The organism is Microcoleus sp. T2B6, assembly GCF_036700475.1.
GTDB lineage: Bacteria > Cyanobacteriota > Cyanobacteriia > Cyanobacteriales > Microcoleaceae > Microcoleus.
Genome location: NZ_JAUBOZ010000035.1, coordinates 1 through 14032, shown reverse-complemented (window position 1 = coordinate 14032; position 14032 = coordinate 1). Strand labels below are relative to the sequence as shown.

The following is a 14032-nucleotide window of genomic DNA, read 5'->3' as shown; positions in this document are numbered from 1 at the left end:
CACCACCACAGATAACCTACATCAACCTTGATGTTTCTTTAATGCGGAAAATGTGCATTTTGATGGCGGGTTGGGAGGGGGCGGGTTTATATAGATTGTCAATTATTGACAGGTAGTTTGGGTGAACCCGCCCCTACAAGCCTGAATTTAACAGATTTGATATCACCGCATAAATGAACCGACAACACCGTTCATATCCTCAGCCAAAGGATTTCCCAAAGCCTTAAACTTCCACTCGCCGCCTTCTCGATAAACTTCTCCCATCAACATATTTAATTTTCCTTCATAAGATGGGTCATTTGACAAGCGATAGCGAGCGATTTCTTTCCCGGCGGCATCTACAGCCCTCACAAAAGCATTTTCTACCAGGCCAAAATGCTGTTTTCTCTCTTTTCCATCGTAAATATTTACGCCCAAAATAATTTTGTGATATTCTGCTGGCAAAGAACTCAGTTTCACCACTATTTGTTCGTCGTCTCCCTCTCCAGCCCCCGTGAGATTGTCGCCTGAGTGAACAACTGTTTTGTCCTTTGACTCCAAATGAGAGTAATAAATTACATCCTCTTTGTAGTTCTTTATTTTGCCATTTTCTCCCAGCAGCATAGCGTAGGAATCTAAGTCAAAATTTGCACCGCTGCTTCGCCCGAAAAGACCTTTTTTAGCTTGTGCAACATCCCAGCCCAAACCCATTGTGAGTTTGGACAAGTCGTATTCGCTTTTGCTGAGAACTATTGATTGTCCTTTGGTTAAGTTGATAGCCATAGTTTTGTGATTTTGTATGGTTTATAGTGGAGATGTTTTAGAAAGATTAAATCTTTCGCCCTTCTTTAATTGAATTCCCATCTGGTTTGTCACCTCATGAGTCTGATTGCTTAAAATCGAGGGAAACATTCCTGCTTCCGAATTTCCCCTCGATTTATTTAGCTAGGAGCGATCGACATTTTATGCGGCATACTTATCTACAAAGCTTTGCAAGCCGGAATTGTAGCCTTGTCCCACTGCTTGGAACCTCCACTCGCCATCTTTCTTGTAAAGTCGGCCAAATTCGATGGCAGTTTCCCGAGAAAAATCCTCATCCAAATCGTACTTCATGACTTCTGTGTTAGTAGTGGTGTCGTAAATCCTGATAAAAGCATTCCGCACTTGACCGAAGTTTTGCCTTCTCGATTCTGCTTGGTCGATTGTTACCACAAACACAATTTCTTGCACCGCCGGATCGACTTTGGTTAAATCGACTGTAACGGTTTCATCATCACCAAATCCTTCTCCGGTTCTGCTATCTCCCAGATGTATTACAGAACCGTCCGGCGACTCTTTGCTGTTGTAAAAAACAAAGTATTTTTCGCTGGGAATTTTTGCATTAGCCCCCAACATAAACACGGAAGCATCTAAGTCAAATGCTGCGCCTGTGTCTGTAGCATTGGTATCCCATCCCAGACCAATCCCGGCATTTTTTAGCCCCGGTGCTTCTTTAGAGAGATTGATTCTCCCGCCTTTTTCCAAATTGATAGACATTTGCCCTCCTATTCACAACATCACTGGCGTTACTACTAGCAATTATATCAAGTGTTATAGTAAGTTGACAATTTCCTTTTGGTACTCATCTATCGATTTTAGATTTTAGATTTTGGATTTTAGATTGGATAATTGAAGAAAGCGACCCTGCGGATGAATCGGGGGCCTGTACGCTGAATGCTTTTGGTTAAAGTAGCTTGACAAATTGCTGCTGATACTCATCCTCTGTGATTAGTTCGTGGGTATTTTCCACCCTGTCTAAAAACACGATTCCATCTAAATGGTCGTGTTCGTGTTGAAAAATTCGGGCCACAAAGTCTGTCAATTCTTGTCGGTGGAGTTTGCCGTCTCTACTGGTGTATTCTATCTCGATCGCCCTACTTCTCGGCACCAATCCCCGAATCCCCGGAATGCTCAAACAGCCTTCCCAGTCTTTGACTGTCTCTGTTGATGCAGCCACAATCCGGGGATTAATCATCGCTGTGGGTTCCATGTGGGGTGCTTGGGGATACCGCAGGTTGGGGCGCGATGCGACGATGAAAAGGCGATCGGACTGAGCCGCTTGAGGGGCGGCAATCCCCACTCCGTTTGCGTGCTGTACTGTAAATATTAAGCTGTCAATCAACTGTTGAATGCGATCGTCCTTAATATTCTCGACAACTTGCGATCGGCGGCGCAGCACGGGATTTCCTAATTGTGAGATTTGTAAGATTTCTGCCATAGTTATTGGTTAGTCGTTATTGGTTATTTGTTGTTACAGTTTTGTCGGTTGGGTGGAGGAACAAAATATAACTTACTCACTCAATAATTAATCCGTGTATCCGTGTCCAAATCCGTGTCGTGCTTTCCTTCTTATCCAACTTTTTGAACCGGCAAACTCCCCGGTTTAACAGTCAAATTAACTATTTGCCCGTTGCGGTTGATTTCCATTTGCAACAGCCCGCCAACCTTAGCATTTTGCACGAACTCCTGAACAGCTTCCGACTGAATAATCGGCTGATTATTAATTTTTTGAATCACATCTCCAGCCCGCAAACCGGCTGCTGCTGCGGGAGAATTAGGAACTACACTAACAATAGCCACACCCCGATCGACTGCAACTCGCAGGCTGCTGGTAGCATTGCTGTTAATTTGCTGCTTAACCTCTGGAGTCAGCGTCGCCATTTCAATACCCAAATAAGCGTGTTCGACTTTCCCCGTCGTAATCAGTTCCTTCGCCACCTGTTGCGCCGCCTGAATGGGAATCGCAAACCCCAACCCTTGAGCACCTTGAATAATCGCCGTATTCATGCCAATAACTTGGCCCGAAGCATTCAGCAGCGGGCCGCCGGAATTCCCCGGATTAATTGCAGCGTCTGTTTGAATAAAACCGATCCGCTTGTCAGGTACGCCGACATCAGAGCTCGATCGTCCCGTAGCGCTAATAATCCCCGCAGTTACGGAATTGTCCAAACCCAAAGGATTGCCGATCGCGATCGCCCATTCCCCAGGCAACAGCTTATCCGAATTGCCGATCGTCGCCACAGGCACATTATTCGCCTCAATCTTCACCACAGCCACATCCGTCACCTTATCAGCCCCCAACACCCGCCCCTGAAAGCTGCGGCCGTCCTTGAGAGTTACATTTACCGTATCGGCTCCCTCTACAACGTGAGCGTTAGTGAGAATCAGGCCGTCGGCACCGATGACAAAACCCGAACCAGTGCCCCGTTCGATCCCGCCCCGGCCGCCCGAATTCGGTTCTCTGCCAAAAAAATCTTCCGGCGACAGCCCTCTATTTCCCGCTTTCACCCGGCGCGAAGCATCGATCCGAACCACTGCCGGCCCAACTTTTGCCACCGCCGCCACAATAAAATTCACATTAGTCCCGTCGCCGGACAAGGAAGCCGGCGGCAAGACTTTCCTAGCTTGATCCTTTGTATTAGGAGGCAGTTGCAATTTCGGTTCCAGCGCCCTTTGTCCAGAATCGCCAGAATTTCCACGAAATTGAGAAACCGTCAGACGATCGCCCAACATGGCGGCCCCGGCTCCCGTTACCAGCAGCAATATGTAAATTGCCGGTTGCTTCCAAAATTTGCCAGTAGAACTCTTCATGGCCATGTTTTAAGGCTTTCCTGCCACATCTAAATATTTGCTGATCCGCTCCCCGATACCTGGCGCCGGACTGCAGAGCCGCCAAATTTTTGGGCGATGGCGTCGGGCCCTCGCCCGTGCTACGGCAGACTCCCTTAAACTTTAGCATCTGACGACTAAACTCTCTAAACTCTCTAGAGTAGAATTAATATCTTGAATGCCGATCGGCAGAGGTGAGCAGTGGACATTCCCCTCGAAAGTCTGTGGAATCAGATACTTGAACGTCTCCAGGTACAACTGAGCAGACCTAGCTTTGAGACGTGGATCAAAACTGCTAGGGCCGAACAACTCGAAAATAACTGTTTGATCGTCAGCGCCCCCAACCCCTTTGCTCGCAATTGGTTGCAAAAATATTACGTCAAAACCATTGCCGATGCAGTCTACGAAATTCTCGGCTATCCCGTAGACATTTACTTGACCATTGCCGGAGGAAACGAAACAGGTGGCAGCAGTGACTCCGCCATAATTTGGCCCTCCCCCATCGCCGATATGGAAAGCCACTCGCTTCACCCCCCCAAACCCGCCAATTTAAACCCCAAATACCTCTTTTCCCGCTTTGTTGTCGGTTCTAACAACCGCATGGCTCACGCCGCTTCCCTCGCGGTAGCCGAGTCTCCGGGCCGAGAATTCAATCCTCTATTTTTGTGCGGTGGCGTCGGTTTGGGCAAAACTCATTTGATGCAGGCGATCGGTCATTATCGCTTGGAAATTGACCCCAACGCCAAGATTTTTTACGTTTCTACTGAGAAATTTACTAACGATTTAATCGCCGCTATTCGCAAAGACAGTATGCAAACTTTCCGCGACCATTATCGCGCCGCCGATGTTTTATTAATAGATGACATCCAATTTATTGAAGGCAAAGAATACACTCAAGAAGAATTTTTTCACACTTTTAATACTTTGCACGAATCCGGAAACCAAGTAGTTTTAGCTTCCGACCGTCCGCCACAGCAAATCCCCCGCCTGCAAGAGCGTTTGTGCTCCAGATTTTCGATGGGATTAATTGCCGACATTCAATTGCCAGACTTGGAAACTCGGATGGCAATTTTGCAGAAAAAAGCTGAGTATGAAAATATGCGGCTGCCGCGAGATGTGATTGAATACATTGCTTCTAGTTACACTTCCAACGTTCGGGAATTGGAAGGAGCTTTGATTCGGGCGGTAGCATATCTTTCAATTACTGGTTTGCCGATGACCGTGGAAAATATCGCCCCGGTTTTGAATCCGCAAACTGAAAGCGTAGAGGCAACGCCAGATGCAGTAATTGCAGTTGTGGCTGAGGAGTTTGATGTTTCTGTTGAAGATTTGAAAGGAATTTCCCGCCGACGAGAAATTAGTCTGGCACGTCAAATAGGGATGTATTTAATTCGGCAGCATACTGGTTTGAGTTTGCCGAAAGTTGGCGAAGTATTCGGTGGCAAAGACCACACGACTGTGCTTTATAGTTGTGACAAAATTGCTCAGTTGCGGAACACTGACCCGAATTTGGCTCAAACTTTGCGTCAGTTGAGCGATCGAATTAATGTTGTCAGCCGCAAAACTTGAGAAGAAGTCAGTTGTCAGTTGTCGGTTGTCAGTTGTCAGTTGTCGGTTGTCAGTTGTCAGTTGTCAGTTGTCAGTTGTCAGTTGTCAGTTGTCGGTTGTCCGTTGTCAGTTGTCAGTTGTCAGTTGTCAGTTGTCATCACTCAACGCCGTCAACGCCGTCAACAGTTAACAGTTAACAGTCAACAGTCAACAGTTAACAGTCAACAGTCAACAGTCAACAGTCAACAGTTAACAGTCAACAGTCAACAGTCAACAGTCAACAATTCCCCATAATAGACAATCTTGCCTGTGGAAAAACCTGTGGAAAAGTTGCCTGCCGTTTGTGGAAAACTTTACTCGATCGCCCGAAACAGCTTTTGCACAAAAATGGGCGATCGACCGCACCAACTTTTCCACAAGTTTTCCACAGGTATTTATTACCTATAAGTGACGCCCAGCAAGCAGTTAACTTTTTTTTCCACAGTTTCCACAGGGCGATCGATACAAAAATAATTCAATAAATTAAAAAATACTAGCGATCCCTGCACACCCAACACAGATAGTTCGCGACGCGCGCTAACCTCAGAAACCGGGTTTCTTGGAAGATTTCTCGTTTTTACAGACAAAATTTTGCGTAGAAACCGGGAATAAGCGCCCAGGCTTAAGCCCTGACAGAGAAAAACCGACCCATCGGCTTTCTGTGATACCATTTGTTTCTGTTTCAAATCCGGTTAATTAACCTTCGTACCATGAAATTGGTTTGCACCCAAAGTGACCTCAACGCCAACCTCTCGTTGGTAAGTCGGGCCGTTCCCTCCCGCCCGACACATCCGGTACTAGCCAACGTGCTCTTAGTAGCGGATGAGGAAAATCAGCGGGTTAGCTTGACAGCTTTCGATCTCAGTTTAGGCATTCGTACCAGCTTCGCAGCAGAAGTGACTGGCGGCGGCAGTTTTACCATACCCGCTAAATTGCTTAACGATATTGTTTCGAGACTCCCAGATGGAGAGATTACTCTAGAAGACGAAGCGGGAGACACCGTAGCATATCTCACTTGCAGTTCTGGCAGCTACCAAGTTAGAGGCATGGGCCCGGAAGAATTCCCTGAATTGCCTGCAATAGAAGGCGGAACAATCCTTAAATTGCCACCGGAAGCCTTGATAGAAGGACTCAAAGGAACTTTATTTGCTACTAGCCCCGACGAGGCAAAACAGGTACTTGCAGGCGTGCATTTAAAGGTATTGCAAGATTGCCTGGAATTTGCAGCTACAGACGGCCACAGATTGGCAGTAGTTCAAACTGCCAATGAAAAAGCTGAAGGCGAAGAAACCCAAGAAGAATTTGAGGTGACAGTCCCCGCTAAAGCATTGCGGGAAGTAGAAAGAATGCTGGTGATGCGGCAGTGGACTGAACCTGTCACCTTGCATTTTGAACAGGGTCAAGTAGTGTTTGAATGGGCAGATCAGCGGCTGACAACCCGCACCTTGGAAGGGCAATATCCCGCATATCGGCAGTTGATTCCGCCGTCTTTTGAGCGGCAAATTACCTTAGAAAGGCGATCGTTCTTAGCAGCAGTAGAAAGAATAGCAGTTTTTGCCGACCAAAAAAATAATATTCTCAAATGCAGCATCGACGAGGAGAATCAGGAAATTACTTTGTCTGTAGATGCTAAAGATGTCGGCTGCGGCAAAGAGTCAATGCCGGCACAGATTTCGGGAGATAGCATAGATATTGCTTTCAACGTGAAATACTTAATTGACATTTTGAAAACTGCTCAATCCCCAGAAATTCAACTCCAATTAAACGGTGCTTTAGCCCCCGTAATTTTTCAGCCTTTAGGCGGAGTCAATGCTACATTCTTGGTAATGCCAGTGCAGCTTCGAGCGTAACCGATTGGTAGGGGCGGGTTTTACAAACAATCTCCGCCTAAAATTGCTCGTCTAATAAACCCGCCCCCGCTTGGGTGGTAAATCGATATCGACAAGACGCCCAGGCCTTCAAATCAATGGCAACAAAATTTCAAATTCAGTACCTGTACCGGGCGTAGAATGCAAATTTAACTTGCCTTTATGCTTTTCCGTAACAATTTGATGGGTAATTGCCAACCCCAAACCAGTACCTTTCCCGGCGGGTTTAGTGGTGAAAAATGTCTCAAAAATCCGCCGCTGAATTTCTGGCGGTATTCCCGGCCCGTTATCAGCAATTCGGATGGCTATCCAAGCGTTATTTGGATTTTTTTCCGCTGCTTCTGGGCAGAAGTCGCCGTTTTGGCTGGCGGATGATAGCTGTTTGGCATTTTGTCGTAGCTTGCGGGGCGGGACGCCATCGCCCCTAACATAATTTTGAATTAATTCCGAATTCACGCAGTCTCCGTCAGAACTGTCTATTACCTCGGTTTCAATAGTAATCGCCGCCATAAAACCTTTTTCTGCTTTTGCCTCTTCCAAAGCGTCGATCGCATTGCTGATGATATTCATAAATACCTGGCTCAACTGACCAGAGTAACACTTGACTAAAGGCAAATCACCATAGTTTTTAACTACATTAAACCCGTACTTCAGACGGTTTTTCATAATTAGCAGCGTACTGTCAATACATTCGTGGATGTTAGCTTGCTTCAAGTGGGTTTCGTCCATGTGAGAAAAGGTGTGCAGGCTGGTGACGAGTTCGGTCAGCCTCTGCGATGAAACTTTCATACTTTTGAGAATTTCCACCCAATCTTCTTGCAAGAAATCAAATTCTATGTGTTTTTTGAGTTCGCCAATTTTTTCGCTGTCACCCACAATGTCTTCGTAAGCAGACAGCAAATCCATGATGTCTTTCGAGTAGTTGGACAAAAAGCCGAGATTTCCGCTGATGCAGGTGACGGGATTTCTAATTTCGTGGGCGACTCCAGCTACCATCTGTCCCAAACTTGCTAGTTTTTCTGTTTGAATTAGTTGAGATTGAGTTTGCTGCCTCAGCAATTTTGTTGCTAGTTCATGAATGTTGGATTGGGCTACTAGCAGTTCGTGCACGTCTAGCAAACTATAAGTTTGAGGCGAAACTTGAACCACAATCGGTTCGTAAAGCAGTTCTTTAGATCGCAACAGCGACTTCCTCGCTGCATCCACAATTAAAGTATTGCTGGGAAAAATTAAACTCTCAGTTTCGGCAAAGCGGTACAAAGCCCTCACAGGTCGCTTTAAAAATAATTCTCGCCCAAAAGGACGGCTGATAAATTCTAAAAATCTCCGCCGGGAAATCATACCGGCAAATTCACCTTGATGGGTGACAATGACTCCCGGTAACAGCGGATTAGCTTCTAACATCTGGGAAATTCGCATTCCCCAATCCGTAGCTTCTACCTGAAAATCGTAAAGCGACAATTGTTGGAGAGTAGAGTCTAAACAAAGTTCTCCTAGGTCAGCCTCGGAGATGGGTTGGACGGGTCTTTCTACGCAGGAGGTATTCAACATAAATTTATCAGCACGCTTTTTTGGGTTCTATTTGCCAGCGACATTCAGCTACCAAAGGTCAACAGGTGACTTGTTGAGTGTTTTGACCGGCATCCCCCTGGCAAACTGCATTTTAAATTACACAAAAAACTGACTGTAGCAAGGAAAATTTTACCACTTAAAGTATTAGGCAAGATTGAGGATCACCGAGATAAATGCGCCCTGGTAATTATACCTGACTTTATTTTATACTGACTTGAGCGGTATTAACGCTTGGTTTAACTATTTAACTATTCATTAACCTTAAGTTATCGTCTTAACCTTTTGTTAATAAATTATTAGGCTGAGAAATATAATTGATTGATAATAGAAGAAAATCGGAATTGCCCGATCGCCAACACGATGTAGCCCGTCAGCAGACAAGTTAAAAGCACAAAGCTAGGGCGATCGCGTCCCTGAGTTTTAGCTTGCAATCGCGATGGCGGGACGCCTTGCAAGCTAGGGCATTTGAGGCCATGTCATCCCATCTCCCCGATCCGGTACTCGCAACCCCCCGTAACGGCCAGCCAGCGGCACACCTGCCAGTGGATCCCCTATAGGTTTGTCGTGAAAACTAAAGTCATCGCTACAAAGCAATTTTATAGCGATCGTTCGATGGCAGATAATATAAAAGAGTCAACATCAGCCGCGACCTGCAAAATTTGCCCTAGCAGTTGTTCTACAATCAACCATTCTTGACCGAAATATCCATCAAATCGGCGGCGGTTTGCTGGTGCAATTATTAATTGGCTGTACCAGGCGGATAGACATAAAAATTGAGTGCCATTCAAACAAGTTTAACGGCTCCCGATCATTCAACGCATCAGCATTGACTAAATTAGAACCTGTACAAATTTAAGCAAAAAAAGCCAAAAAAAATTAACTGAATCTTAAGCTAGTGCTGTAGTTTGGTATGATCGACAGGGGCCGTGTCAAAGACGTGTAACTAGGAAATTTACCAGTAGGTGATCGATGCAACCCGCCCTCACGAATCAGTTAAACAATGCTTTTACCCTTTTTCTCAGCTTGTTAGTAGAGGCAATACCTTTTCTGCTGCTGGGAGTTTTATTCTCAGGTTTGCTGCTGGGCTTTGTAGACGAACGCAAACTCGTATCGCGCATCCCGCGAAACCCGCTGCTGGCGGCTTTGATGGGCAGTTCGATCGGCTTTTTGTTTCCCGTGTGCGAGTGCGGTAACGTGCCCGTAGCCCGCAGGTTACTGATGCAGGGAGTTCCCGCACCAGCCGCGATCGGCTTTTTGCTGGCGGCCCCCACCATCAACCCCGTGGTAATTTGGGCGACTTGGACGGCATTTCGCGATCAGCCAGAAATTGTAGTTTTGCGGGTGGTATTTTCTCTGTTTATAGCCACAATTATCGGCTGGGTGTTCAGCGCCCAAAAAGACTTGCGGCCTCTGCTGCAACCTTCTGTAGCCCGCGCAATCCCCTTGCCAAAACCAGAGTTTTCCGAAAAAGAACTCGTCCAAGCTAACACTCCGCTGCTTTTGCAGTCGGGAACATTTATGCTGGGTCAGCCGGGGGGGGTGGTGCCGATCGAATCTTTGCTACAAGACGACTGGAAGCGATTACAAACAAGCAAAACAGAAAAAACCTCGAAACGTTCCTCCCTGTTCCACCGCGTTTCTAAAGAGCGTTTGCGCCTGCTTTTAGATACTATGGTACAGGAGTTGCGCGAATTGGGAGGAGTGTTGGTAATCGGAAGTGCGATCGCAGCCATCATTCAAGTTGGCGCACCCCGCGAACTAATTCTCAACCTCGGCCAAGGCCCCGTTTCCTCGATTCTAGCCATGCTGCTATTAGCCACAGTCGTATCGATTTGTTCTACAGTAGATGCCTTTTTTGCCCTGTCTTTTGCTTCCACATTTACCAGCGGTTCGCTGTTAGCCTTTCTCGTTTTCGGCCCGATGATTGACCTCAAAGGCATCGGTTTAATGTTGTCAATTTTTAAAGGTCGAGCAGTAGTTTACTTAATTGTCTTGGCCGCTCAGTTAACCTTTTTAATGACCCTTGCTGTCAACTTGCATTTAGGTTAATAATAAATTGAACCGGACTGACAACTAACGATAGATTCCCAATGACTAATGACTAATGACCAATGACTAATAACTAATGACCAATGACTAATAACTAATGACCAATGACTAATGACTAATAACTAATGACTAATGACCAATGACCAATGACTAATAACTAATGAATCTTAAAAAAATTAGCCCCTGGCTGGACGCCCTAGCTATCTTAGCCTGGGGAATACTGCTTCTTAAATATTGGATCACCGGCAAATTAAGCATTCTCATTCACCCCAATTACTTTGGCTTGACTCTAGCGGGAGGAATCGGCTTAATGGTTATTGGCGGTTTAAAAGCTTGGGAACTCTTAAAACTCGATCGCACCACAAAGCAATCGCGGACATCACCAGCAAATAACTCTCTCAGAACCACCGAAGTTGAACACGTTACTTTGTTTCCCCCCAGTATCGGCAGCACCTTAATGTTGAGCGTCGCATTAATAGGTTTACTAACAACGCCACGCACATTTACCAGCCAGACAGCATTAGAACGAGGCCTCACCGAATCCCTGCCCATCACCAGACTGCAACCCCAAGAATTTCGCAATAATACAAAACCAGAAAAGCGATCGCTCGTCGAATGGGTGCGGCTGTTAAATTTCAACCCCGAACCGGATATATACAGAGGTCAAAAAGTCAAAGTTCAAGGATTTGTAATTCATCCCCCCAACATAGCAGAACAATATATGTGGATCGGGCGTTTTATCATTACCTGCTGCGCGGCCGACGCCTATCCGATCGGGTTGCCGGTAAAATTACTGATCGGTCAAAGCCGCACCACCTTTGCCCCAGACAGTTGGCTAGAAATAGAAGGAGAAACGATCGTAGAAGAACTGCAAGGCAAGCGCAAATTAATCATTCAAGCATCCTCCCTCAAACCAATTCCTGAGCCCAAAAACCCTTATGATTATTAGATGTGGAGTAAGTATGAGATTAAATTTTACCTTTATTGTGGTGAGATGGACACCCCAGACCCGTCCTCCCTATGCAAATTAAGACAAGGTACAGTCAGCTATAAAAGTGGCAACACCATCCTGTAGGAGTTGCCAAAAACAAATTCAGCAACTACACTCGTCATTAGTAAATAAATTCTGAGTATATGTCATCAGGAAAAAAATTAGCAATCAAAGGTGCAGCCTGGACGATCGTCAGCTATGGAAGCAGTCAAATTATCCGATTTGGCAGCAACCTAATCCTGACGCGTCTGCTTTTGCCCGAACTATTTGGTCTGGTAGGTCTAGCCTACGTTTTCATCGTAGGGATCAACTTATTTTCAGACATAGGTCTAGGCCCAAGCATCATCCAAAATAAGCGCGGGGAAGATCCTCAATTTCTCAATACCGTTTGGACACTGCAAGTCATTCGCAGCTTTTTCGTTTGGATTTGTTTGATTATAATTACCAAGCCTGTTGCTATTTTTTATGGAGATGACCGTCTCCTGTGGTTGATTCCAGTAATAGGTATAACTTGCGTGATAGGAGGGTTCAACTCGACTGCTACATCCAGCCTCAACCGGCAGATGGCAGTCAAGAGAGTAGTATTTTTTGAGTTGGGCCTACAGATCGCTTCTACTACAGCGATGCTTGTCTGGGCCTGGTTTGATCGCAGCATCTGGGCGATCCTCGCCGGCGTCTTTACTAATAGTTTGGTCGAGTTAGTATGGAGCCATTTTTTAATTCCTGGCAAGTCAAACCGTTTTGCTTGGGATAAAGAAGCAGCTAAAGAAGTATTTTCTTATGGTAAATGGATATTTTTGTCTACGGCTTTGTCTTTCTTGTGTTCTCAAGCCGATAGACTCATCCTCGGTAAAATATTTACTTTAACAATGTTGGGCATTTACGGCATCGCTTTTACTCTCGGCGATATGCCGCGCCAAGTAATCCTCGCCCTTAGCGGCAAGGTGATTTTTCCCTCAATTTCTCTGCTAGCAGAGTTGCCACGGGAGGAGTTGCGCGCCAAGATACTGAAAAACCGCAAGCTACTTCTAATACCGTTAGCGGTAGGTTTAGCAATTTTTGTGAGCTTCGGAGATCAGTTAATTTTAATACTGTATCGGAAAGAGTATGCGGCGGCATCTTGGATGATGCCTATCTTGGCTTTAGGTATCTGGCACACCACACTCTACAATATGATGGGTTCTTGTCTGTTAGCCGTAGGAAAGTCTCAGTACCAAGCTATGGGCAATCTGCTGACTTTAGTGAATCTATGTATAAGTATACCGCTGGGATATCACTTAAAAGGTAATTTAGGTGCGGTGATTGCTATAGCTCTCGGCGACCTTCCTACCTATGCAGTAACTAACTACGGTTTGTGGCGAGAAGGACTAACTTGTTTTTGGCAGGATATTCAATTAACAGCACTGTTTGTAGGGGTGCTAGCTATTCTAATTTGGTGTAGAGTGGCTTTTGGTTTGGATCTGCCGATCGATAAAATATCACCGATGGATTTAATCCCAATCAATCCGCTGTTTCAGTAAACAAACCTGTTGAAAGTGCCGCGTGTCCAACCTAGTTAATATCTTAAGTTGCATTCAGTCCTGGAGGCACCACAAGTTTCAAAAACTAGGTTTGTTACGGAAAATAACTCGTTGCAGCAATTTACTGTGGTAAAAAAATGGCTTTTTGAGTGTTAGGAATGGGACCATAAGTGTAAAATTTAACAGGTAAAATTGGGCAGTTAATTTTCAGCAGAAAGTAGGAGAGAAAGATTGGTGAGTATTTTTAAGAAAAAAATTAATCCTTCACCCTTCGCTATTGGGCCATTCAAACAGCCGATCGACCGCACGGCCATCTTCCTCATGCTAGTGCTGAGCGTCTTAATAGGGCTGCTGCTGCTTAGCGGCGATCGCACGGCACCCAGAGTGCGAGAATTTACCTGGGAAAACAAACAAATCGGCGCCGAAGATACCGGCTTTATCCTCACATTCTTTCGCCCGATGAACCAGTCCACCGTCGAGGAAAACTTAAAGCTAGAACCCCCCCTCCCCGGTAAATTTAGTTGGGCTGGAAAGCGCATGGCTTACACCCTCAAAGATCCAGCACCCTACGGCGTTACCTACACATTAAAACTCGCTGGAGCAACCGACAAGTATTTCGGAGAAAAAAACCAAAATAAAGGAACGCTAATGCAACCGTTTAGCAGTTCCTTTCGCAGCCGCGATCGAGCTTTTGCTTACATCGGCGTCCAAGGCGAAACAGAAAGCAGATTAATGCTAGTCAATCTCACCAGCAGCGACTCGAAACCGATACCGCTGACTCCCAAAGATTTAGTCGTTACCGATTTTAAACCGTATCC

General features: G+C 45.7%; 13 protein-coding genes and 1 pseudogene. 7 read left to right on the top strand and 7 right to left on the bottom strand.

Annotated features, from left to right (window positions below; all coding sequences use genetic code 11):
* Positions 1–162: 162 nt before the first annotated feature.
* The 4 genes from QUA00_RS16900 to QUA00_RS16885 all read right to left on the bottom strand — a co-directional run bounded on the left by QUA00_RS16900 (position 163) and on the right by QUA00_RS16885 (position 3609).
* Complete coding sequence (locus tag QUA00_RS16900) at positions 163–762, bottom strand: TerD family protein (RefSeq protein WP_333205181.1); 600 nt, start codon at positions 760–762, stop codon at positions 163–165.
* A 180-nt stretch (positions 763–942) separates the two neighbouring features.
* Entirely contained in the window at positions 943–1515 is a 573-nt protein-coding gene (locus QUA00_RS16895) for a TerD family protein (RefSeq protein ID WP_333144279.1), read from the bottom strand.
* A 187-nt stretch (positions 1516–1702) separates the two neighbouring features.
* Complete coding sequence (def, locus tag QUA00_RS16890) at positions 1703–2236, bottom strand: peptide deformylase (RefSeq protein ID WP_333410310.1); 534 nt, start codon at positions 2234–2236, stop codon at positions 1703–1705.
* Positions 2237–2367: 131 nt separating this feature from the next.
* Positions 2368–3609, bottom strand: a complete 1242-nt coding sequence (locus QUA00_RS16885) for an HhoA/HhoB/HtrA family serine endopeptidase (RefSeq protein ID WP_333306235.1) — start codon at positions 3607–3609, stop codon at positions 2368–2370.
* Positions 3610–3828: 219 nt separating this feature from the next.
* On the opposite strand from QUA00_RS16885, the gene dnaA reads away from it, so the two are divergent.
* From dnaA to dnaN, 3 genes are all read left to right on the top strand, one after another.
* Complete coding sequence (gene dnaA / locus QUA00_RS16880) at positions 3829–5196, top strand: chromosomal replication initiator protein DnaA (protein ID WP_333410308.1); 1368 nt, start codon at positions 3829–3831, stop codon at positions 5194–5196.
* A gap of 18 nt (positions 5197–5214) precedes the next feature.
* Positions 5215–5469, top strand: coding sequence for a hypothetical protein (locus tag QUA00_RS16875; protein ID WP_333410307.1), 255 nt, complete (start codon positions 5215–5217; stop codon positions 5467–5469).
* A 455-nt stretch (positions 5470–5924) separates the two neighbouring features.
* Entirely contained in the window at positions 5925–7064 is a 1140-nt protein-coding gene (gene dnaN, locus QUA00_RS16870) for a DNA polymerase III subunit beta (RefSeq protein ID WP_333410305.1), read from the top strand.
* Between the two features lie 108 nt (positions 7065–7172).
* Here dnaN and QUA00_RS16865 read toward each other — a convergent pair whose 3' ends face one another.
* The 3 genes from QUA00_RS16865 to QUA00_RS16855 all read right to left on the bottom strand — a co-directional run bounded on the left by QUA00_RS16865 (position 7173) and on the right by QUA00_RS16855 (position 9442).
* Complete coding sequence (locus QUA00_RS16865; protein ID WP_333410303.1) at positions 7173–8633, bottom strand: ATP-binding protein; 1461 nt, start codon at positions 8631–8633, stop codon at positions 7173–7175.
* Positions 8634–8950: 317 nt separating this feature from the next.
* The gene (locus QUA00_RS16860) at positions 8951–9085 is read right to left on the bottom strand and encodes a hypothetical protein (RefSeq protein ID WP_333144286.1); all 135 of its coding nucleotides are present in this window, start codon (positions 9083–9085) and stop codon (positions 8951–8953) included.
* Between the two features lie 165 nt (positions 9086–9250).
* The gene (locus tag QUA00_RS16855) at positions 9251–9442 is read right to left on the bottom strand and encodes a hypothetical protein (protein ID WP_333410301.1); all 192 of its coding nucleotides are present in this window, start codon (positions 9440–9442) and stop codon (positions 9251–9253) included.
* A gap of 181 nt (positions 9443–9623) precedes the next feature.
* Between QUA00_RS16855 and QUA00_RS16850 the strand changes: the two genes are divergently transcribed.
* From QUA00_RS16850 to QUA00_RS16835, 4 genes and pseudogenes are all read left to right on the top strand, one after another.
* Positions 9624–10703, top strand: coding sequence for a permease (locus QUA00_RS16850; RefSeq protein ID WP_333410300.1), 1080 nt, complete (start codon positions 9624–9626; stop codon positions 10701–10703).
* 160 nt (positions 10704–10863) lie between these two features.
* Positions 10864–11652 carry a TIGR03943 family putative permease subunit gene (locus QUA00_RS16845; protein WP_333144288.1) on the top strand — a complete coding sequence of 263 codons (789 nt, stop codon included), beginning with the start codon at positions 10864–10866 and terminating at the stop codon, positions 11650–11652.
* Positions 11653–11837: 185 nt separating this feature from the next.
* Positions 11838–13214: an oligosaccharide flippase family protein gene (locus tag QUA00_RS16840; protein ID WP_333144289.1), complete on the top strand. Its 1377-nt coding sequence runs from the start codon at positions 11838–11840 to the stop codon at positions 13212–13214.
* A 234-nt stretch (positions 13215–13448) separates the two neighbouring features.
* Positions 13449–14032: pseudogene (locus tag QUA00_RS16835) on the top strand (hypothetical protein); the annotation flags it as partial.